Here is a 22,415-nt window from a genome sequence, read left to right as displayed (position 1 = left end):
CCCGGCTCACAGCCGGGGATTTGCTATTTCGTTGTTGTAAGGCTGCTATTATCGATTACCAGCGAGCGGTAACCATCTTTTTACGGGTAAAGAATTCCACGCCATCCGTTCCGTTAGCATGCAGATCACCGTAGAACGATTTCTTCCAGCCCGAGAACGGGAAGAAGGCCATTGGAGCGGGTACACCGAGATTGACACCAAGCATACCTGCATCGATAGTTTCGCGGAATTGACGCACGCTGCTGCCGTTGCTGGTGAACAAGCAAGCCCCGTTTGCGAACTCTGAACGATTGGCAATAGCGATTGCATCCTCCAGCGTATCTGCACGCATCACGGACAGAACCGGTGCGAAAATTTCATCTTTCCAAATCTTCATTTCACTGCTCACCCGGTCAAAGATGGTCGGCCCTACGAAGTAGCCGGAGTTCTGAACAGCTTCATCCTTCCGTCCGTCTCTAACCAGTACACCGCCTTCAGCTTCCCCGGATTCGATATAGCCAAGAGTTCTTTCCTTGTGTCCGCCACGGATTACTGGACCGAGGAACGTGCCTTCTTCCAGCCCGTTACCGATAGTAATCTGATCGGCAGCCGCAGACAGACGCTCAACAAGCTCATCAGCAACATCACCGACAGCGACTACAACCGCGCAAGCCATACAGCGTTCGCCAGCAGAGCCAAATGCAGCATTGACGATTTCTTTAACCGTCAAATCGAGATCCGCGTCAGGAAGCACGATAGAGTGGTTCTTCGCGCCAGCCAAAGCTTGCACCCGTTTGCCATGGGCGGTACCTGTTGTATACACGTACTCTGCAACTGGTTGTGAGCCAACGAAAGATACTGCCTTAATCTCCGGATGCTCCAGAATACCGTTCACGACATCATGTGCCCCGTGTACGATGTTCAGCACGCCAGCTGGCAAGCCTGCTTCATGGAACAGCTCAGCCAGACGATTCGCCAGAAGCGGCGTACGTTCGGATGGTTTCAATACAAAGGTGTTACCAACGGCAATCGCCAGCGGGAACATCCAGCAAGGTACCATCATCGGGAAGTTGAACGGCGTGATACCGCCGATTACGCCGATAGGATAACGGTACATACCCGATTCTATGTTGGATGCAATATCCGGCAATTGTTTACCCATCATCAGGTTTGGTGCACCTGCAGCAAACTCGACGCATTCGATCCCACGCAGCACCTCGCCACGCGCTTCGCCCAAGCTTTTACCATTTTCCTTCGTAATCAGGGTAGCCAGCTCTTCCCAGTGATCCACCAGCAACTGCTGATATTTGAAAAGCACGCGTGCCCGGCGCGGAACCGGTGTCCGGCTCCAGCTTTCAAAAGACTTGCGGGCGGCTTGGACCGCTGAATCTACGTCACCCTTGGAAGACAATGGCACCTGCGCCAATACTTCTTCTGTAGCAGGGTTGTACACATCATCGTATTGTGCAGCGGAAGACTCCACCCATTCTCCGCCGATCCAGTTCTTTAACTTCGTTGTCATCGTAGTCCCTCGCTTATAGTAGATTTAGCGGCTTTGCTTAGCCAGCTATGATTTCGCCGCGGTTGCAGCGTTCAATATAATCTTCAACTTGTGCTACAGTCGGCATGGCTTCTGAACAGCTATGGCTGGAAATGACGATACATGCTGCCGCACTGCCGAATTCCATGCTTTTCTCAATAGTCAGACCGGACATGAGCCCGTGAATGAAGCCTGCGGCATAAGAGTCGCCAGCTCCAAAAGTCTTGATAACCTTCGCCGGATAGGATTTAGCCCGTTGCTCCAGTCCCTCTGCGGTGTAAGCAATCGAACCTTCCTTGCCGTGTTTGATAATAACGAGTTTGGCAGAGTAGTTGAACCACTTGGAAGCTGTGAAGCTGTCGCTATGCTCGTGATTATTTTCAAACCGCTCCATGCTGTCGAATTCTTCTCTTGTGCCAATAATAATGTCGCTTTTCTCTGCCGCCAGGTTGTAATATACCGCTGTTTCTTCGGCAGAATTCCAGGTATAAGGACGATAATCGATATCCAGAATGACTGTGGTGCCATGCTTACGGGCATAGTCCAGAGACAGAAGCACAGCTTCCCGGGAAGGACTGGCAGCGAGCGCTGTACCCGATACAAGCAGGGCCTTGCTGTTAGCAATCAGTTCCTCATTTACTTCAAGCGGGCCTAGCTTCAGGTCAGCTACATTGTCGCGATACATCAGAATGCTGCATTCGCTCGGGCTCTTGATTTCGGTAAAAGCAAGTCCTGTAACCGCACCCGTCTTGTCTGTAACGACATTACTGGTATCAATATCTTCTTTCTCCAGGTACCCTTGGATAAACCGTCCCATCTGGTCATCGGCAATCTTGCCGATAAATGCTGTTTTGTGGCCCAATCGGCTCATGCCAATCGCAATGTTAGCAGGCGATCCGCCAACGTATTTGGTAAACGTCATTGTCTCTTCCATAGGCCGGTTAATCTCATTCGCATTCAAATCGATGCACAAGCGGCCAATTGCAGTAAAGTCAAACTTCCTTCCGGAAGGAAAAATGTAAGACAATAGGTTCACCCTCCTTCGTTTATAGTAAAGATTCCAAGTAGCGGAGTGCCTTCTCTGCATATTCACGAGCCGGATGCTCGCCTGGGTCCTGCTCCCCTTCGAGGAGCGCCCAGCCTGTATAGTTTCGGCTCACAAGCTCGCCGATAATCGGTTTGAAATCAATGCAACCATCTCCGGGAACGGTGAACACGCCTCTGCGGATGCAGGTGACGAAGTCCACGCCGTCTGCTCTAGCCTGCTCCAGCAGCGTTGGACGCACATCCTTCAGATGCACATAAGCCACCCGATCATAATGCTTGCGCAGGACATCCAGCGGATTCGCCCCGCCGTACAATGCATGACCGGAATCGAAGAGCAGATATACAGCCTGTGGATCTGTCAGCTCCATCAGCTTGTCGATTTCTTCCGGGCTTTCTACAGCAGTGCCGCCGTGATGATGGTAAGTCAGCTTCAAGCCATACTCTTGGGCAATTCTGCCCGCAGCGTTCAGGCCTTCTACCAGGCTGGCCCAGCCCGCTTCATCAAGACGAATGACTTCACTCTCATTTGGCGTCCGTCTCGGATCGAAGTGCAAAGAGCCGCCTACCTCGCAAGTGCTTATAACTTTGCTGCCCATGCTCTGCAGGAATTTGGCATGCTCCCGGAAAGCTTCCAGCTCCTGCTCACGATAAGCAGGATCGGAGAACAATACGGATTTCCACTGGGAGACTAGCTGAATATCACGCTTCGCCAGCTCTTCTTTCAGCAATGCGAGATCCGTCGGGAACTTTCTGCCCATCTCTGTGCCCTTAAGACCCAAGGAATGTATATCGTCCAAAATCTGCTCGTAAGTGGTATCATTGCCATGCTCTTTAACATCTTCGCCGACCCAGTTGATAGGGTGAACGCCTAATTGAAATGGAAACCGTGTCATCACTTAGTCCTCCTAGTAGACTCTCGCCTGAGATAACTTCTCGTTCATTGCCTGATGCGCATCCGTAACTTTAGTGCTCGAGGAAACGGCGGGAACCCCTACATTCCACCAGGATTCATAACCGTCGGTATTTGTACCGGCAAGAACCGGAATTTCAATTAATGTAGTGCGTGTTTCTTCCTTCGCTGCCTTGAGGGCTTGCTCAAGTTCTTCTGGTGTAGTCGCTTTGTATGCGGCTGCGCCAAGGCTGCGGGCATGAGCTGCAAAATCAATCGGGAGCGGCGCCCCTGTGTAGCGGCCTGTACTCTGTTCACGATAACGGAACTCGTTGCCGAAGCCATCACTGCCATGTCCGCGCTGCAGGTTATGAATACATTGATAACCATGATTGTCGAATAGCAGCACAGTGATCTTGCGCCCTTCCTGGAGGCTTGTGACCAGTTCGGAGTGGAGCATCAGATAACTGCCGTCTCCGACAAAGGCGTACACATCACGTTCCGGCTCTGCAAGTGCAACGCCGAAAGCTCCGCTGACTTCATATCCCATACAGGAGAAGCCATATTCCATGTGGTAGCCCTTTGGCTGTCCGACCCGCCACAGGCGGTGAAGGTCGCCCGGCAAGCTGCCTGCCGCACAGACAATAACGGCTTCGTCGCCAATCGTCTCGTTGATGACGCCAAGTGCGCGCGTCTGAGCGAAGCCTTCTGGATGTTCCAGTTCGTACAGTCGGTCTACCTCATTCTTCCACTCGGTACCGAGCGCGGTGATCTGCCCGTCAGCATAAGAACTGCTATAACCTGCAGCACTCAAGCCTTCCAAGAGCTGAAGGATGACCGTCTTCGCATCTCCCGTCAAGGCTACGCCGTCAAGCTTGGCGCCATCCATACGGTTGATGTTAATATTCAGGAACTGCGCTTCCGGATGAAACGCAGATTTAGATGAGGTCGTAAAGTCGGAATATCTTGTTCCGATACCAATAATCAGGTCTGCCTCTTTGGCTACCTTGTTGGCGGCCAAAGCACCGGTCACGCCAACTCCGCCAACGTTGAGCGGGTGGTTCCAAGGCAAGGAGCCCTTGCCTGCCTGTGTTTCCGATACCGGAATACCAAATTTCTCTGCAAATTCAGCAAGCGCTTTCGTCGCCTCTGAATATTTAACGCCTCCACCGGCGACGATCATTGGCTTGCGTTTGGACTTCACAAGAGCAATCGCTCTCTCCAGAGTCTGGGGAGCCGGTTGTTGGCGTTCTACATAATGCACACGCTTCTCGAAGAAGGATGCCGGATAATCATAAGCTTCAGCCTGCACATCCTGTGGCAGTGCCAGAGTAACCGCGCCAGTCTCGGCCGGATCTGTAAGCACGCGGATCGCGTTCAGTGCCGAAGTCATCAGTTGTTCAGGGCGGACAATGCGGTCCCAGAATCTGCTCACCGGCTTAAAAGCGTCGGCTGCCGAAATAGTATAGTCATGACCGGCTTCAAGTTGCTGTAGTACCGGGTCAGGCTGTCTCGAAGCAAAGTTGTCACCCGGAAGAAGCAGCAGCGGAATGCGGTTGACCGTTGCCGTTCCGGCTGCAGTAACCATATTCAAAGCACCGGGACCAATGGAAGTGGTGCAGGCATAAATTTGTTTGCGATTGTGTTGTTTAGCGAACGCGGTGGCCGCATGTGCCATCCCCTGTTCATTCTTGCCTTGAATGAAATTCAGACTGCCTGAGCTTCGCTCCAGGGCCTCACCAAGACCGGTTACATTGCCATGACCAAAGATTCCCATTACCCCGGCAACAAATTTTGTTTCTACTCCGTCGCAGGAAATGTACTGTTGATCCAGAAATCTTAATAGGGCCTGTGCCATTGTTAAGCGGATAGTAGTCATTGTATCCTCCCTATTTGTGAGTTAAGCGCTTATCAAAACTAAATAAATGTAAATGCAATCATTTTATATTCATTGTATAGGTAAAGCGCTTAATCCAATGTTACAATGAATAGGACAAAAAAATCAATCATTATTTCTTGGAGGTTTTGCTAATGCCTGTTGTCGACCATCTTCGTCCCTTCTGGGACACTGTACTTCGCGTTGCACCGTTACTATATTTGGACCGCCGGGAGCCCTTCAAACCGCATCGTGTAGGAGTCACTGTGTTTGAGACGACCGCACCCTCAGTTTCTTTTGACCGGATCGTCCATGTCGATACCAGCAAGTATAGCCTGGTCATTGAGTACGCTATTTATTACGATTATGACATTCAACATATTTATGACTTGGAGCATGTTTGGGTATACCTGAATCATGACGGTGGCATCGAGTACGCTGAAGTCAGCTTCCATGGCCATTTTCTGGTAGGATTAATGCGCGACCGCAGCAATTTGACAGATGAGGGTGTGATCAAAATCTATGTTCAGCCTGGTAAACACGCCATGGCCGCACATGAAGAATTGTTCCGGCTGCTCCCGAACGTCGAGAGATGCTGCCAGGAAGAAGCGGGAATCGAAGGTGTGCTGGAACCGGACATGTTCAGTGGTGAATTCAAGCCAGGAGTACATATCGATCCGCCAGCCGAAGCGCATTTACGAACCTTCAGTTTTCAGCCTTCGTTCGAATATGTTCCCTATCCCTTGCCTGAGGAGACATTTGTCTCCTGGCCAGAACTGCGCGAAGAGATTCCGGTACGCATGAAGGCTCTTATTGACACGATTAGGTAAAAAATATTAATTATTTGGAAAATAAAACAAAAAGGTATCCTCCAAGCCGTGAATGGCTGGAGGATACCTCTTTGTGTGTTAAATGTCCGATTTGCCAACCTCTTTGCCCCTTAACCTTATTCAAGAATGACTGAACCGAGGGCGATAAGCTTAGCTTTTTACCATGTCTTGGATTTAGAATTAATTAAAAGTTGTCTACCGTTAAGTTCATTTAAAATTTTCAGGTTTTTCTACATACCACTCCGTCAATCCCCGTTGGATATTGATGATTCAGGACAATCAACTCTACCTACTTTGTTGGTCTTTAATTAACTACTAAAATCTTGTATTCTTCGACCGTTTTCGAATCGTTCTTTAAATTTCCCTTTAGTGTATTCGTTAATGGTTTTGTTCCAAAAAGCTTGAGCTGGTCGGTTACTTTCTAATTGATAAACCTCCCCGTCGCCCTTGTGTAAATCGAATAGTTGTTTGGCTACTGCTTTACCAATTCCTTCTTTTCTATACTTCTTCATAATAAAGAACTCTGCGATTGAAAAATAATTACGTTCTTCTGATTCAATGAACCTTACTAACACAAATCCTGCATATTTTTTATCTTGTTTAATGACATAAGGAAACCGTTGATTAACTTCTTCCCAATATTCGTCTAAATAAGGATAAGCCCCAAAAAGTCCATCTTCTTCAACATCACATTTTACAAATTCAGAAAAGTCATAAATATAAAATTGCATTAAGTTTTTTATGATTTCTTTTTCTTCTATAGTAGCTCGTAACAATTCATAATTCATTCAAGAGTCCGCCTTTTTATAGTCTTTATGTATCTCTGCCTTGAACTTTAATAACCACATTCTCCTTCCATGATTATACAACTAACACCCTAGAGGTGATAGCGATGATTAAAAGTCAACTCCAACACACTGGATATCCCTTTTGCCCAGTTAGATCAAGGTCTACTTGCCAATCTCAGGCTACGAAATCCAACTCTCCACAAATATCCAAAGAAGATATGTTTTTATGAATCATTATTCAAATAAGAAACCTGTCTTCCCTTTAGAAATGGAAAAAGACAGCCCTTAAATAGGAGCTGTCTGCATAAAAATATAATCCTTTTTATTTCCCTTGCATGCGCACATAGGGTTCATATGAAGAGATTTCAACCAGATTCTCATCAGGATCCCTGATATAAATGGAGTACATCGGCCCAAGTGCGCCTGTACGCTCTACCGGACCCAATTCAATCTTGACACCCTGCTCTGCCAAATGCTTTTTTACATCATTCAGTGAATCACTGGTAATCAGACAGAAATCGCCGGACCCCATCGTCGGCCGCTTAGCTTTCGGGTCAATCTCCTGGCCAACCTGCTGGAAATTGATCTTTTGTTGTCCAAACTTTGCTGCTTTCCTGTCCTGTCCGAATGAGATGATCTCCATCCCAAGGACTTCGCCATAAAAGCGGCAGGAAGCCTCTACATCGCGGACAGTCAGCACCAAATGATCGAATCTGGCGATTTTCACAGTTCTCACTCCCGGTAACTAGAAGTAGCCTTTGTTGTGCTGTTATTCAGCCCCGGCGCGCTCACGGACAGTGGTCAGCACCTTATGGAGCCAGTTGATATCCTTTTGATACGTTTGGTTCGCATGATCCATAATCAGACTAACGGCTTCCCGTCTCTCCACCGGAATAATAGTGAGCTCAGGATCGGTTTCTTCTATGAGGCTGACCTTTTTGTTCAGCTTCTCGATGGCCTCCTCAATGACATAAGCAAGTTTATGGGGATCGACCTTATCCAGAAATAGCAACGAGGAATACAGTGATCGGATATCGCTGAAATTTTTGAAAACATCATATATTTCCTCTTCCAGCATTATCCTTCCCTTGTCCGTGATACCGTAGGTGGTCTTCTCAGGACGATTGTCAGATTGCACCACTTTGAGCTTCTTTATAAGCCCCTTCTTCAACAACACCTCGAAGTTATAATACAGCGTCCCGTCGTTGATGGACACCGTGTTGTCCAGTGGTTTGAGGTTCTTCTTAATGTCATAAGGATGATGCTCACCCTCACTCAGCATACCCAGGATAAATATTTGAAGCGACAATAGTGTCCTCTCCTTCATGCATATTTAAAAGGGGCCCACGAGGAGATTTCTGAGCCCGCTATTGTTATTTTACATGAAAAGCGGCTGCGGTGCAGGTTCTATTGCTTCTTTAGGCTGTTTTACTGTCTTGAACAGATGGATCAGCGTATTAATTAACAGCGCTCCAAGACCGACTAGCACTAGGCCTGTGAGATATACCCCCGTTTTGCCGCCGCCGAACAGCAAGTTGTAATCCAGATGCAGTGTATAGAACATCGGGGAAATGTAGCTGACAGCCTTGAACACTCCGCTCATCATTTCCTGTGGAACCACGGAACCGTTGGCAATCGTCTGGGTCAGCAGAATTGGTAAATTCAGAAGCATCCCCGCCTGGCCCAGCAGCAGGCAGCAAATACTCGTAAACTCAATAGCCACGAACATTTCCAGTGAATGCACCATCCACACTTTCATAAATGTCTCTGCACCATAACCATGAACCGCGAAGTACAATGAAACGCCGACAAGCGGGGCTATCAAGGATATCAGCACATTGACACCTTGCAGGGACAAGAAGGCTTTCCATTTGCCAAGGCGGGATCTCAACTGATTCAAAGCGCCAATACTCATCATGGAATAAATCATCGCGCCCACATAGGAAGACATCGTCAGGAACATTGGAGCCATCTGATTGTGCATTCCGGCTGGCTGTGGATTGGTCGTCAAGACATTGGCATCCACCTTATTCATTACACCAGCAACCATCTGCTGCGCCTGGGCTTCAGGCACTTTCATACCTTGCAGAATACCATCGAAGCTCTGGGTCTGTAATTGCTTACTAATCTTGTTCGTGATCTGGGTGACAACATTCTGCATGGTACTGCTTACAGTAGCGGGATTAGACTGGTTAATGAAAAAATCCAGTTTCACCTGTTCTCCCTGCGCAGACAGCTTCTGCGTAAAATCCTGCGGAATATGCATCACCAGATGGGTGCTGCGATCCTCCAACTCTTGCTTAGCCTGTTCCAGTGACAGATTCGTTACGACATGAAAAGGCATTTGCGCCTGAATCTCCTTCACAAACGTTGCCCCAGCCTGCTGATCCTCGTTAACAATGGCCACAGTAAGCTTGTCGATATCCTTAGGCATCGAGCTATACCCGCCCATAAAAATCCCGATCATGATGATCTGATAAAAGATCATCATAAAGACGCCACCCAAAATCCCTTTGTGCTTCAGAAATGATTTCATACTCCAGCTCCACCTTATACTTTATTTTAAATACTCTAATTAAAGTAATATAATCAGAGTTGGGTGTCAATGGAGAATAGAAAGGAAAAAAACAGGTTTAAACAAAACTGCCGCAGCACTTTTATAAACCTGTTAAGTATTTTCACATAACCTATTCCTTGATTTGGATAACCAACTTGCCGTTGATATGACGGCTTTCGCTTTTCCGGTGCGCCTCGGCCACTCCCGTCTGTGACAGTGGAACAACACCGTTAATATGAACCTTCAGTTTATGCTCTCTAACCCATTCTTCAATCTGCGCAAAATCACTTGCATGGGGCTGAATGAGCGCAAATCTTGCCTCGACATCACTCCGGGAAGCATTTCTCGTAATGGCCCGGTTAATCAGCGAGATTAGCTTGCCTCCCTCTTTGAGAACTTTAAAGCTCATATTCTCAACCTCACCGCCAACACCATCAATGACGACATCCACAGCATGCACAACTTCAGTAAAATCAACAGCAGTATAATCAATAACCTCATCTGCACCGAGCTGTCTAACAAAATCATGATTCCGCGAGCTTGCCGTTCCTATGACATAGGCTCCTGTCCATTTAGCCAACTGTATCGCGATGTGCCCTACACCACCAGCTGCGGCGTGAATTAATATACGTTCTCCTTTACGGAGCTGACCGTAGTGAAAAAGCGATTGCCAGGCTGTAATAGAAACTGCGGGCAAAGCGCCGGCTTCAGCAAAAGAAATATTGGGAGAGATACGGACCACAGCAGATTTATCTACTCTTGCATACGCTGCATAGCTTCCGGAATCCACAAGCCCGAAGACCCGATCCCCTGGTTGTAGGTGATCTACATTCTTCCCTGTCGCCTGGACGATTCCGGCAATATCAACACCCAAAATGTGTGGAAAATCTACTGGAAACATCTCCTGCACCTGTCCGGAACGAATGTAACAGTCCACAGGATTAACTGACGTGGTATACATCTCTACCAACACTTCATCATCATGGATGACCGGAATCGCAACCTCCTCTTCTCTTAGCACATCCGGGGTTCCATATTCATTAAAAATTATAGCTTTCATTGTTGTTCCTCCAGTCGATATTAGATTGACAATTGTTGATTTATAAACAACCGTTCTATAAAATCAAATCTAAAGGCTGGGTTGCCCGGATTCAATCGCTAATGTCTGCGGAATTGTTTATTAATCAACAGAACTACAGCTTGTTGTTCAAAATCTATCAATCAGAAATAGAAATTGGAGGTTAATGATGGACAGGCGCATACTAAAAACCCGGTCAGCCATTAAAAAGGCATTTATTGAGCTGATGGCCGAAAAGAAGTTCGAAGAAATCACCATTAACCAAATCTCTGAACGGGCCAACCTTAACCGAGGTACCATATACTTACATTACATGGATAAATATGATCTCCTGGAGAAATGCATTGAGGAGCACTCCGAGGTGTTGCGGGGGCTGTGTGTTCCGGAAAATCATGAAGATCACCATCTACCGATCAGAGATTCGCTGCTGCTGGCCCTTGAATACATTGAGAGGCATCATTTGTTTTATTATTCCATGCTCAACAATAAAGGGATGTTTTACTTCTGGCAAAACATGCAGCAAATGATGATGCAAGGCATCAGCAACCAGATATCTATGGATCGTATCAATCAACACGCCAACAAAGAAATCCTCGTCCGCTTCCTGACATCGGCTTCTGTAGGGGTCATGGAATGGTGGATTATGAACAAAATGCCCTATTCCGCAAAAGATATCGCCGATGAAATATGGCTGCTGCTGGAGCGAAATCAGGTGCAAAAAGAGATCGTGTAAGGATATCTGCCGTCATCTATTCAGCACAAAAAGGGATTGGAAGCTCCGGCCAGGCCGAATCTGTTCCAATCCCTTTAAGTAATTACTCAAGCGTTCAGTTGCCCTCTCTTCCCTGCTCCTATTTTGCTCCTGAAGGGGAAGAAAAGAAGGGAGAAAAAAACGCATGCGGACGTCCGCCTCTTACCTGCCCCTATATTGCTCCGTGAAGGTCTCGAAAAAAGGCGTCGTATCCCGCTCCGCCATCGTGGACTCGGAATCCCGGCTCCAGCCGATTTCGGCCCGCCAGCTTCCCAGCAGCCCGGATGACACCAGTTCCTCCTCGTTCACCTCGACGGAACACTCACCCTGTGGCGCCACATATAGCGCATCCACAGGACAATAAGCTTCGCACATGAAGCAGGTCTGGCAGTCGTCCTGCCGGGCGATGACGGGCAGCTTGCCCTGCATCTCGAATACATTGGTGGGACAGACCTTCACGCACAAGCTGCACCCGATGCAGCGGTCCTTACTGACTAGCTCGATCATATCGCCCGCTCCTCCTGAAGTCTGCCCAGTTCATGAGCGTGAGGCACGCTCTCTGTGCTGGTGACGATCTTGTCAATGCCGGAGAGGATCAGCCGGTGGGTCTGACGCGGGTCCAGGGCGGGATATTCCGCCAGACTTTGCAAGCCCCGGCTCTCCTTGCGGGCCAGGGCAGCGGTATAGATCCAGCGGCCGACGATCAGCATGGCGGCCGCTTCTCTTGACTGCACGGTTCCTTGCACCGATGGTGCGATTCTCCCGTGCAGGCTGGGCATGAGGTCCGTCAGCCGCTGCAAGGCGGACTGGACGACTGGCACGCTGCGGAAGTAGTTAATCCGCAGCGGCAGGATTTCCCGCTGGACAGCCGCGATCAGCGGCTTTGCGTCCAGCGCCCTGCTGTGGGTGGCGCCAGCCGGCAAACCATAGCGGCCTGCCGCGAGCAGCCGCCGGCTGTCTGCGCCTCTTGGCTGGGCCAGCGCATACTGCGCGGCGCCCTGCCCGGCCCAGCTTCCGCTGCACATGGCCCAGGAAGCGTTGTAGGCTCCGCCGCCGGAGATCGCGCCGGTGACCTTCTCGCGCGAGGCGGCATCCCCGGCGGCATATAAGCCGGGGACAGTGGTGGCGCAGTCGCTGCCCGTAAGGCGCAAGCCGCCGGTACCGCGCATGGTCCCTTCGTAGCGAAGGGTTAGCGGGAACTTGTGCCGGAACGGGTCAATCCCGGCCCGTTCCAGCGGCATGAAGAAGATCGGGTGGGCCCGGCGGAGGAACTCCCTTTTCTCCGCCGTATCGGCCAGATCAAGGCAGGCATAGACAGGACCTTGCTGCATCAGCTCCGGCAGGCTGCCAAAGGTGCGGTCTCCCTTGTGCAGCGGCCGTCCGCCCGCATCATACAGCGTGGCCCAAGCCAGCATGCGCCCGCGGGTGACGGTCCCGTCGGCGAAGCTTGGTGCATATTGGCGGCTGAATTCCATACCAGACAGCTCCGCACCCGTCTCGGCAGACATCAGCAGCCCTTCCCCGGTCAGCACATTGCAGCCCAGACCTTTGCTGAGAAAGGCGCAGCCGCCGGTAGCCATGACGACGGCATTGGCCCGGATCTCCCAAGTCTCGCCGGTCAAGCGGTTGATACCGCGTGCACCACCGACACCATGCTCGTCATGCAGCAGTTCCAGCGCTGGAGACTGGTCCATAATTTTAACCCCAGCCTTGCGCACCGTCCGCCGCATGATTTGCATATATTCCGGCCCGTGCAGATGCGTCCGGAGCGGCTTGCCCTCCCCATCCTTAGGGAATGGATATCCCCACTGGGCCACCAGTTCCAGATTATGCTCTACCTGGTCCAGAACCCGGTGAATCCAGGCATTTTCGGATAAATATCCGCCTGCCCGGAGCCGGGCCTGAACAGCTTGCTCCCGCAAATCTGCCACCGGCGGAATGACGAGCAGCGTGGTTCCACCAGGCGCGGTTGCACCGCTGGTACCCAGATAGCCTTTGTCCGCCAGTATGACCTTTGCTCCTTGCGAGGCGGCTTTCCAAGCTGCCCAGGCTCCCGCCGGTCCACCGCCCAACACCAGCACATCCGCCGTCCACTGTTGATCCTGCTGAGACATTCGGTTTCCCCCTTATTTACAGGCCATGTCCCATAGACCTTCTGTTCTTGGTGATATTGAGTGCTATTGAGTGCTATTGAGTGATACTGAGTGATATTGAGTGCTCTTTGAGTGCTATTGAGTGCTATTGAGTGCTATTTCAGCTGCCAATCACTGATCTTGAAATCTTTTTTAGCAAGCTTTTCTTCCACCAGGAAGTTCTTCGTGCCTTCCAGCAGCTTCGTGCCTTCCTCCGTAAACGCGGTATCCTTGATATCGCTGATCGGACTCACTTTCTTCACCAGCTCTGGCGTTGTATTACCGATATCCGCAAGGAATTGATAATATTCATCCTCATGCTGCTTCAAGTCAGCTAAGGCTTTCTCGCGCGCTTCATTCCATACCTTCGGGAAATCAGGGAACTTCGCCAAGTAGTCATCAGACGCTACGGTTGCACTTGTACCTAGAAGGGTTGGGTGCTGGGTGGCATCGTCCAAAAGGGTATAGCCTTCATCAATCAGCTTAAGTGCAGGCACACCTGTATTGGTGATGGCATCCACATCTCCGCGGGCCAAGGCAGCTGTTCCATCAGGAGTCAGCATATGCACAAGCTTAACACCTGTCACTCCCTCTTCCTTCAGCAATCCAGCTATATAGCGGTGCATGAAGGAGCCTTTTTGGATGGCGATGGTCTTGCCTTGAAGCTCCTTGACAGTCTTAGCACCATTCTTCTTGCCAATCAGATAACCTACGCTATGCGCAGAGGATTGGGAGATGAGACGTGTCTTTGCTCCAGAGGCATACGCTATAATGGCAGGTGTATCACCAAGGCTTCCGGCATCCAGCCGGCCGCTGATCAAGGATTCCGTTTGGTCGGGTCCGTTCGGGAAGCCGGTAAGCTTCACTTCAGTAATGCCGTGTTTCTTCAGCTCTTCCTGGATAATTCCCTTGTGAAAGCCCCAGCCTTCTGCTCCGCCCGGAAGATTCAGCTTGTTGGAACCGATATAGCCAAAGTTAAGCGTCGCAGGCACATTTCCCGATGCCTCGCCGCTCGCAGCCTCAGCCTTCTCTCCACCTGCCGGAGCGGATGCTTCCTTGCCACCACCTGATCCCGCGTTGTTGCCGCACGCCTGAAGCACCATCATAACCATGACTGCACTTGCGATGAGCAGCAAACGCAGCCGTTTGCCCTGTCCCCCTTGATTCTCTCTGAATGCCTTTGCCATTGTTGCTTCTCCCCTCGATGTTGAATGTTGGAATGAATATGAAGACAATATTGCCGATACGATTTCCAGACATACTTTCAGCTTTGTGTATCTATACAGCTAGATAGAACGCATTAAAAATAACAAACAGAGCCTAAAAACTATTTCCAGAGTGTAATTAACGGCATTTTTGCACCCTAATTATTCTGCATCTAAGGATTAACGAAGATTAAGTGCAATATTGTACCTTAAATCTTCCAGAATATCCGTCCAGCGTGATTTTTCGAAAAATAAGGTACAAAAATGCCCTTATTCCCCTTATTTTCCTATAATGAAGAAAAATAAGGTGCAATAATGCTGTTAGTTGGGAGATTGGACCCTTTTTCACTCTTAAAAAGACAGGTACTTCACCAGAATAACGCCTGGTTTCTGGTTTCTGGTTTCTGGTTTCTGGTTTCTGGTTTCTGGTTTCTGGTTTCTGGTTTCTGGTCTTCTGCTTGAATCTTAACTTCACCCTATATTTGAACTTTAAAACCCCGCTCTTCGCGACAGTTGATACATAAAGTCATGGCCCGCGACCGGCTGCCGGCCTCGGCCCCAACCTACCTTTTCACGGTACCCGCCAAGCAGTCCCCGCTCCTGCAGTTCTGCCTCGGTCACGCCTGAAACGGCTTCGGCGTCAGGATCTACATACAGCGCATCCACCGGGCAGTATAACTCGCACATGAAGCAGGTCTGGCAATCACTCTGCCGGGCAATGACGGGGATTCCATCCTCCACCCGTTCGAATACGTTGGTCGGACAGACCGCTACACATTGGTTGCATGATATACAACTATCTGCACTGAGGACTTCAATCACAGAAGAACACTCTCCTTCGCTACCTCTTCCCGCTTGACCCATACGTCATCCAGGCCACCGCTGATGAGGCGATGATGCTGCTGTTGATCAATCTTTAGATAATCCTCCCGCTTATGCATTCCGCGCGTCTCTGTTCGAGCAAGTGCAGAGCTATACATCCAGCGTGCTGTAGCTGTCATTGCCTGAACTTCCCGTGCTTTAACCCCTTCAGGTGTACGCTGAATTTCCGTATTACGCTGTTCTTTCCACAATCCGCCCAGACGTTCCAGCGAAGAAGTCAGACCCTTCTCGGTCCGGAAAAGATTGATGTCATAAGGCTTCACTTCCGCCTGCACCGCTGAGACAAGCTCCGCTGTCCGGGCCGCTGTTCCCGGCTTCACCTGCTGCTCCACCAGTGATGAGGAAGACAGACCCGATGGCGTGCGGTCCTCCGCATGTCTACCCAGACTCAGCGCATGGTCAGCAGCACCTTCCCCGGCAAAAGAACCGGAGGACATTGCCCAGGCAGCATTATGGCTGCCGCCGCCAGTGAAGCCTCCGCAAATCAACTCACGCGTAGCCGCATCGCCGGCTGCGTAGAGGCCGGGGACGCCTGTGCCACAGCTCTCATCCGTGATGCGGATGCCGCCCGTGCCTCGCACGGTGCCTTCCAGCCGCAGTGTAACCGGGAACGCATCCTTGAAGGGATTGATCCCGAGACGGTCAAAGGGCAAGAAAAAATTCGTCTGCGCCACCCGTAGAAGCGGCTGCAGATCTTCCGGCGCTCCATCCAGCTTGGCGAACACCTGACGCCCGGCCAGCAGGTTGCGGGCAATGACCGACCGGCCTTTCTTCGAGCCCGCTCCTTCAATCACACTACCATCCTCATAATAGAAGCTGGCATAGTTGTAATAAGCCGTCTTGGTAACCGAGGAAAAGGTAGGGCAGATCGCGTAAGCATTCGAAAATTCCATTCCTGACAGGGCTGCCCCCGCCTCAGCTGCGAAGAGGTACCCGTCTCCGGTCAGGACGTTGCAGCCCAGCGCCTTACTCAGAAACGCGCATCCGCCAGTGGCAATCACCACTGCCCCTGCTTGCACAGACCAGGTCTCACCGGTCTGCGTCTGCACACCAGCCGCACCGGCAACGCCATGACCGTCAGCCAGCAGTTCCAGAACCGGACTATGATCCAGAATCTTGACCCCGGCCTTCTTGACCAGCTTCCGCATTAAGCGCATGTATTCCGGTCCTTGCAGACTCCGGCGGTGCTGGTTACCGTGCTCATCTAGCGGGAAAGGATACCCTGCCACACCGAGCCGATTCATATTCTCGTACGTGCGATCCAGCACCCGGTTCATCCAGCGGTCCTCTGCCAGTCGTCCACCCAATTCAAAGCGGCTGGCCTTGGCATCTTCACGCAGCTTCTTGTCTGGGTTCACATACCAAACGCCAGTGCCGGAAGGCGCCGTTGCACCGCTTGATCCGCAGTACCCCTTGTCGGCCAACACAACTTTAGCACCTTTAGCGGCTGCTGTAAGCGCCGCCCAGGTTCCTGCCGGACCTCCACCAATCACCAGAACGTCTGCCGTCAAATACAACGATCCTTTTTGTGCTACTACGCTCATATGCATAGACCTCCTCAAATTGTTTAACCTTGGTAGCTTTCGCGCCAGAACAGAAATTTCCGTTCAATCACCTTAAAAAGAGAGTCAATCAGCTTACCAACAACCGCGAAAATAATAATGCCTACAAAAATGATTTCCGTATGGGAGTTCTGCTTCGCTTCATTGATAAGGAAGCCAACCCCTGATTGTGAACCGATCAATTCGGCAACGACGAGACCAATCCAGGCAACAGCCAGTGACAGACGTAGGCCAAGCAAAATACTGGGAAGTGCCGCCGGTAAAATCAGCCGTAGCAGCTTTTGAGATGGACTGAACCCAAGCACACGGGCCACCTCGAACAGCTTGTTATCCACGCCACGAATACCGGCAAATGTATTAATGTAGAGCGGAAAGAAAGAGCCGCTCATAATAATAGCTACCTTGGAAACTTCTCCAAAACCAAACCAAAGGATAATTAGCGGCGCTATCGCAAGGTGCGGAACAAGGCGCAGCACCTGTACGCTCGGGTCCAGCACATATTCCGCGCTGCGGAACAATCCGGTTAATACGCCGAACAATAGCCCCAGGATTCCGCCGATCAGAAAACCAATTCCCGCCCTGCCGATACTGACGCCTAGATGATGCAGCAGTTGGCCGCTGGCGAATAATTCGACAAAAGACCTCGCAATGGATAGCGGTGTGGGCAAGAACTCACTCGAGATCCACCCGGCGCTGCCAGCCAACTGCCAGACCGCCACAGTTACGACTGGGATCAAGGCACCAATCCCTAGATCAGACAGCAATGGTCTCCAAACAACCGGGGCCGTCTTGGTCTTCTTTTTGGACCATATGGGTGCCGTTCCACTATAATCGTGGGCCTCTCTGACTGCTTTGGCCTGATTGATAATAATTTCTACACTATCGCTCATGCTGCACTCCTCCTATCCTTGAAAGTTGTCTTTCCATTTCAGCAGCCTGCGCTCGATCAAGCGGACAATTGTATCACTCAACAGCCCGGCTACCGCAAAGACCAGAATCCCCACGAATACCACCGGCGTGTCGGCAAATTGGCGGGCATCCGACATCATATAGCCGATACCTGAGCTTGAAGCGATAAGCTCCGCCACCACCAGCCCAAGCCAGGACAATCCAAGCGACAGGCGTACGCCAAGAACGACATTTGGCAGTGCTGCGGGCAGCACCAATCTGGAAATCTGTTTCAGCCGACTGTAACCTAGCACCCGAGTGACCTCGAACAGCTTGTTGTCCACACCGCGGATGCCTACAAATGTATTGATATAGAGCGGGAAAAAAGCACCCTTGGCAATCAGTAATACCTTAGATTCCTCGCCGATACCGAACCAAAGGATGAAGAGCGGCACCACCGCAAGGCTCGGGATCATCCGAATCATCTGCAGCGATGGGTCGAGCAGCTTCTCCGACCTTCGGAACAAGCCGACCAGAAGACCTAACAGCAGTCCAAGCCCCCCGCCAAGTACAAACCCGCTAAGTGCCCGGGCCGCACTGATTCTCAGATTGACCCAAAGATCACCTGAAACTGCCAGATTCCAGAAAGACTCGCCAATGGTATACGGTGTCGGAAACAGCATCTCGGAGATGATTCCATAATGACCTAATGTCTGCCACAGAATCAGTACACTTCCCGGGAGCAGCAAGGCCAGCCCTAATGTTGCGGCCTTTCCTGGTCCTCTTGCTGCGTGCACCGCTGCAGTACGGTTGCTCATGAATGCTCTCCTCCTGTTCTTTTCCAAACCTCTTGTACTATAAAAAAAGAGACTCCCGAAAGATTTCTTCAGGAAGTCTCCAAGTGGTATGGTCGACTTATAGTGCTGCTTTAGTGCTGCTTTAGTGCTGCTTTAGTGCTGATTTTTTGATTTAATGCTGCTTCAATGCTGTATTAATTCTACTTCTATACTGCTCTAATTCGCTAATTACCGCTCTACATTGCTCCATCACTGCTGTTTCATTGCCTTGGCTATTTTTCATTAGTTTTACCGAGGCAACAAATCTCTGCTTAAAATGCCTGCGTCAGATCCCTGCCCCGTCCGTGAGTTCCAGCTCATCCACCTTCTCGAACTGATTCAGCACCCGGAGCCGTAGCTCCTGAAAGGATGAGGTCGTCTTCTTGCGCGGATACGGCAGATCTATAGGGACAATCTGACGGATTTTGCCTGGCCGCGGTTCCAGAATAACTACCCGGTTACCCAGGAAAACAGCCTCATCAATATCGTGGGTTACAAAGATCATCGTCGTCTTGTTGGTGCGCCAAATATCCAGCAATACCGATTGCATATGCGCCCGGGTGAAGGCATCCAGCGCCCCAAATGGCTCATCCAGCAGCAGAATTTTCGGACTCCGCAGCAGCGCTCTAGCAATCGCCACACGCTGGGCCATCCCGCCGGACAGCTCACGCGGATAAGACTTCTCGAAGCCCTTCAGCTTCACCAGCTCAATCAGCTCATCTACCCTCTGCCGGACTTCTTTATTCTTCAGCGACAAATCGGAAGCGATATTCTTCTCCACAGTCAGCCATGGAAACAGCCGATGCTCCTGAAATATAAAGCCTTTATCGATTCCCGGGCCGCCAATCTCGCTACCTTCAAGAGTCACATTGCCCGTATAGCCGCTGTCTAGTCCGGCAACGATTCGGAGTAAGGTGCTTTTGCCGCAGCCGCTGGGACCAATGACTGTAATAAACTCCCCTTGCTGCACTTGCAAATCTACATTGTGAAGGGCCTGAACAGACCCGCTCGCCGTCTCAAACCGTTTATTCAGATTTGTTATGGATAATAACGCCTCTCCCATCCCAGCTCCTCCTTAAAAGCGAGTATATAAAACGAATCCCTCTCAAAATTAGCACTTGCTTGCTCAAACAACGGACTCCAGAGACTTTATTTCCTTTGGATTTAAACATTCCGGAAGATAAAGGACTCCAGAGACCTTATTGACAAAAATTTGGCTCAAAATCGGTTGTTTGGGACGAAATAGCGTCACCTGAGTCCGCTACATGTGCAAGAGCAGCCTCATGTGAAAAATAGCGCCTTTGAGGTCCGTTAGCTCCTACGTGTTAGGTCCAGCTTGATACGATGATGCTGTTCTATCCAGTTTGTTTCGATGACCCTGTTCTGCCCAGCTTGTTTTGCAGGCTGTTCTGGTAAGCACTTATTATGGTGTTGAAATAAAAAAACAGAGGTATCACGCTTCACTTAAGCGCAACACCTCTGTCTGAACAGTCGGTTATTTAATTAATTCAAAGTAATTATATTGGAATTTGTGTTTTTAAAATATCATCTATTTTATGGGTTGTCAACGGTCTTTTATGCGCATTGGTCTAATCCTACCTCTCGAAGACATTGCTGAACCCCACTGCTATAGGGTACCTTTGAAATCTGCTCTGAATAAATAAAAAGTCCAAGATATCCTGTAAACACAGGATTCTCGGACTTTTTACCTTTACCTTTGTGCTATGGAGCTCCAGGTAAAATTCGGATTATACCTGCGGCTGGCGCTGCATGGCCGATCTCAGGTAGAGCACTGCACAGCCGATGGATACGATGACGATGATGGACAGACCCCAGTAAATATTGCTATAGGCTAGTCCCATTGGCAGACTCTTTTGCATCGCCAGTGCGCTGGCAGAAGCAGCAACCCCCATGGCTCCGCTGCAGAACTGCAGTAGCTGGTACAGCCCCATTCCGGAGCCCATCTCGGCGGGCAGCAGAATACGGGAGATTTCGTTGGATACGCTACTCGACAGAATTGTGAAGCAGGTGCTCATCAGCATGTAAATAAAGATAATGGCTACATACGAGCTTCCCTCAAATAATGCAAACAAGACAACGGCTGCCAAGAAGAACAGCGGGATGATCCGCAAAATCGGGTTATTGCCGCGAGAATCAATAAACCGGCCGACCCGCTGGGAGACAACCATGGCCAGGAACGATCCCGGAAAAATCACCATTCCCGCCTGGATGGCGCTTAGACTATACTGTTTCACCAGAATCTGCGGCATCAGGAACAAGGTCGCAAAGCTGCAAAGATAAGCAGCGATACCAACCGCAGCGAGGATCAGATAGCGGCGGTTCTGGAACAAGGACGGTAAGACAAACGGTTCCTTAGCTGAACGAATCCGGGCAGCGAACAACACAAGCGCTACAAGACCTACAACCAGACCAATCCAGGAATGATTCGTTAAGGCGATTAGCAGGCCTGTCGTGCCCGCACTAATGAACAATGCGCCCAGGAAATCGAAAGACCCCTTCTGCACACGCTCTTTTGGAATAAAAATAACGAACAGCGGTACCAGTAGCACCGTAACTGCAGTAACTACAAACAACATATGCCAGCCTAAGTACTCAACAATAGCTCCGCCAGCAACCGGACCTAGTCCAAGACCCATCGAGACGGAGGACATGGTTATACTCATCGCCTTGCCGCGGCGCTCAACCGGAATGTAGCGGGAGTTCAGAACCATTGTCAATGCAAGGATTGAACTTGCACCAGTGGCTTGAACGAGCCGCACAATTAAAAGCATTATAAAGCTATTACTGAACAGCCCTACTATCGCTGCAAGACTCAGCGACAAGATACCTATTATGAACAGCCTGCGGATCGGTACAAAATCGGCAAGACGACTGTACGTGATAGACGAGACGGCAAAAACGATCGAATAGCCTGTGACAATCCACGAAGTTAACGCAGGTGTCAGATGAAAAGCTTCTGCAACATCAGGCAGAGCCAAATTGAACATCATGGTATTCATGATGACTAGCACGATCGCTACACCTAGCAGAATGCCTACTGCCCGTTCATTTATCACAGCCGATTCCTGTCCGCCAGATGCGGCAGGGACTGGTTGTTTATTCATTTTCTCCACCATCCAATTTTTATTGTTCGATTATAATCGAAATTTGAAAATAATATATCACGACTTGTGCTATAATGCAATCATAAGCAAAAAAAGGAGGCACTCCCGTGAAACTTCTATATCATCCCGATCAGGCAGATATTCATTTGTCCACGGTTCTGGATGCCCTAAGCGATCCTATCCGTTTATTAATTGTTTCTGAACTCCATAACGTAGGTGAACGCGCCTGCGGAGACATTAATGTACCTGTGGTGAAATCTACAGCATCTCATCATATCCGTACCCTTCGTGAATCCGGTATTGTCAATGTACGTGTTCAGGGCACACAAAGACTCGTATCCATGCGTACTGAGGATTTGAATATACGATTCCCTGGGCTGCTATCCTCCATTCTCGAGGCTTTTAAAAATTCTGAAGAAAAAAGAAAGCTAATGAATCCGGAGTAATTGC

General features: G+C 50.0%; 21 protein-coding genes. 3 read left to right on the top strand and 18 right to left on the bottom strand.

Annotated features, from left to right (window positions below):
* Positions 1-55: 55 nt before the first annotated feature.
* The 4 genes from ACFVU8_RS00855 to iolD are packed head-to-tail and all read right to left on the bottom strand — an operon-like array spanning position 56 to position 5,334.
* The gene (locus ACFVU8_RS00855) at positions 56-1,501 is read right to left on the bottom strand and encodes a CoA-acylating methylmalonate-semialdehyde dehydrogenase (RefSeq protein ID WP_379464580.1); all 1,446 of its coding nucleotides are present in this window, start codon (positions 1,499-1,501) and stop codon (positions 56-58) included.
* A gap of 37 nt (positions 1,502-1,538) precedes the next feature.
* Positions 1,539-2,546: a 5-dehydro-2-deoxygluconokinase gene (gene iolC / locus ACFVU8_RS00850; RefSeq protein ID WP_387425522.1), complete on the bottom strand. Its 1,008-nt coding sequence runs from the start codon at positions 2,544-2,546 to the stop codon at positions 1,539-1,541.
* Positions 2,547-2,565: 19 nt separating this feature from the next.
* Complete coding sequence (gene iolE, locus ACFVU8_RS00845; protein WP_387425521.1) at positions 2,566-3,459, bottom strand: myo-inosose-2 dehydratase; 894 nt, start codon at positions 3,457-3,459, stop codon at positions 2,566-2,568.
* A 12-nt stretch (positions 3,460-3,471) separates the two neighbouring features.
* Positions 3,472-5,334, bottom strand: coding sequence for a 3D-(3,5/4)-trihydroxycyclohexane-1,2-dione acylhydrolase (decyclizing) (gene iolD / locus ACFVU8_RS00840; protein ID WP_379464582.1), 1,863 nt, complete (start codon positions 5,332-5,334; stop codon positions 3,472-3,474).
* A 152-nt stretch (positions 5,335-5,486) separates the two neighbouring features.
* Here iolD and ACFVU8_RS00835 point away from each other — a divergent pair, with 152 nt between their 5' ends.
* Positions 5,487-6,161, top strand: a complete 675-nt coding sequence (locus ACFVU8_RS00835) for a hypothetical protein (RefSeq protein ID WP_379464583.1) — start codon at positions 5,487-5,489, stop codon at positions 6,159-6,161.
* 308 nt (positions 6,162-6,469) lie between these two features.
* Here ACFVU8_RS00835 and ACFVU8_RS00830 read toward each other — a convergent pair whose 3' ends face one another.
* The 5 genes from ACFVU8_RS00830 to ACFVU8_RS00810 form a co-directional block, all read right to left on the bottom strand.
* Positions 6,470-6,949: a GNAT family N-acetyltransferase gene (locus ACFVU8_RS00830; protein WP_387425520.1), complete on the bottom strand. Its 480-nt coding sequence runs from the start codon at positions 6,947-6,949 to the stop codon at positions 6,470-6,472.
* A gap of 322 nt (positions 6,950-7,271) precedes the next feature.
* Positions 7,272-7,676 (bottom strand): VOC family protein, encoded by a 405-nt coding sequence (locus ACFVU8_RS00825; protein ID WP_379464585.1) that lies wholly within the window; start codon positions 7,674-7,676, stop codon positions 7,272-7,274.
* 42 nt (positions 7,677-7,718) lie between these two features.
* Positions 7,719-8,258, bottom strand: a complete 540-nt coding sequence (locus tag ACFVU8_RS00820) for a PadR family transcriptional regulator (protein ID WP_387425519.1) — start codon at positions 8,256-8,258, stop codon at positions 7,719-7,721.
* 69 nt (positions 8,259-8,327) lie between these two features.
* On the bottom strand, positions 8,328-9,485 hold the full coding sequence (locus ACFVU8_RS00815; protein ID WP_387425518.1) for a YhgE/Pip domain-containing protein: 1,158 nt from the start codon (positions 9,483-9,485) through the stop codon (positions 8,328-8,330).
* Positions 9,486-9,636: 151 nt separating this feature from the next.
* The gene (locus ACFVU8_RS00810) at positions 9,637-10,566 is read right to left on the bottom strand and encodes an NADP-dependent oxidoreductase (protein ID WP_387425516.1); all 930 of its coding nucleotides are present in this window, start codon (positions 10,564-10,566) and stop codon (positions 9,637-9,639) included.
* A 187-nt stretch (positions 10,567-10,753) separates the two neighbouring features.
* Between ACFVU8_RS00810 and ACFVU8_RS00805 the strand changes: the two genes are divergently transcribed.
* Positions 10,754-11,317, top strand: a complete 564-nt coding sequence (locus ACFVU8_RS00805; protein ID WP_387425515.1) for a TetR/AcrR family transcriptional regulator — start codon at positions 10,754-10,756, stop codon at positions 11,315-11,317.
* Positions 11,318-11,497: 180 nt separating this feature from the next.
* On the opposite strand, the gene ACFVU8_RS00800 is transcribed toward ACFVU8_RS00805, so the two are convergent.
* The 9 genes from ACFVU8_RS00800 to ACFVU8_RS00760 form a co-directional block, all read right to left on the bottom strand.
* The gene (locus ACFVU8_RS00800) at positions 11,498-11,842 is read right to left on the bottom strand and encodes a 4Fe-4S binding protein (protein ID WP_387425514.1); all 345 of its coding nucleotides are present in this window, start codon (positions 11,840-11,842) and stop codon (positions 11,498-11,500) included.
* Entirely contained in the window at positions 11,839-13,449 is a 1,611-nt protein-coding gene (locus ACFVU8_RS00795; protein ID WP_387425513.1) for an FAD-binding protein, read from the bottom strand. The genes ACFVU8_RS00800 and ACFVU8_RS00795 overlap by 4 nt, the downstream gene beginning before the upstream one ends.
* A 134-nt stretch (positions 13,450-13,583) precedes the next feature.
* Complete coding sequence (locus ACFVU8_RS00790; protein ID WP_379464591.1) at positions 13,584-14,654, bottom strand: ABC transporter substrate-binding protein; 1,071 nt, start codon at positions 14,652-14,654, stop codon at positions 13,584-13,586.
* A 507-nt stretch (positions 14,655-15,161) separates the two neighbouring features.
* Positions 15,162-15,494: a 4Fe-4S binding protein gene (locus tag ACFVU8_RS00785; protein ID WP_379464592.1), complete on the bottom strand. Its 333-nt coding sequence runs from the start codon at positions 15,492-15,494 to the stop codon at positions 15,162-15,164.
* Positions 15,491-17,098 (bottom strand): FAD-dependent oxidoreductase, encoded by a 1,608-nt coding sequence (locus tag ACFVU8_RS00780; protein WP_387425511.1) that lies wholly within the window; start codon positions 17,096-17,098, stop codon positions 15,491-15,493. The genes ACFVU8_RS00785 and ACFVU8_RS00780 overlap by 4 nt, the downstream gene beginning before the upstream one ends.
* 23 nt (positions 17,099-17,121) lie before the next feature.
* On the bottom strand, positions 17,122-18,006 hold the full coding sequence (locus ACFVU8_RS00775; RefSeq protein ID WP_387425508.1) for an ABC transporter permease: 885 nt from the start codon (positions 18,004-18,006) through the stop codon (positions 17,122-17,124).
* 12 nt (positions 18,007-18,018) lie between these two features.
* A complete protein-coding gene (locus tag ACFVU8_RS00770; RefSeq protein WP_387425506.1) occupies positions 18,019-18,822 on the bottom strand; it encodes an ABC transporter permease in 804 nt (267 codons plus the stop codon).
* Positions 18,823-19,126: 304 nt separating this feature from the next.
* A complete protein-coding gene (locus ACFVU8_RS00765) occupies positions 19,127-19,903 on the bottom strand; it encodes an ABC transporter ATP-binding protein (RefSeq protein WP_387425504.1) in 777 nt (258 codons plus the stop codon).
* A 685-nt stretch (positions 19,904-20,588) separates the two neighbouring features.
* The gene (locus ACFVU8_RS00760) at positions 20,589-21,965 is read right to left on the bottom strand and encodes an MFS transporter (protein WP_387425502.1); all 1,377 of its coding nucleotides are present in this window, start codon (positions 21,963-21,965) and stop codon (positions 20,589-20,591) included.
* 107 nt (positions 21,966-22,072) lie between these two features.
* Here ACFVU8_RS00760 and ACFVU8_RS00755 point away from each other — a divergent pair, with 107 nt between their 5' ends.
* Entirely contained in the window at positions 22,073-22,411 is a 339-nt protein-coding gene (locus tag ACFVU8_RS00755; RefSeq protein WP_379464598.1) for an ArsR/SmtB family transcription factor, read from the top strand.
* Positions 22,412-22,415: the final 4 nt, after the last annotated feature.

This window comes from Paenibacillus sp. NPDC058177, from assembly GCF_042883835.1.
Classification (GTDB): Bacteria; Bacillota; Bacilli; order Paenibacillales; family Paenibacillaceae; genus Paenibacillus_AQ; species Paenibacillus_AQ agri.
The sequence above is the reverse complement of the archived record's forward strand: the minus strand, read 5'-3'. Positions and strand labels throughout refer to the sequence as shown.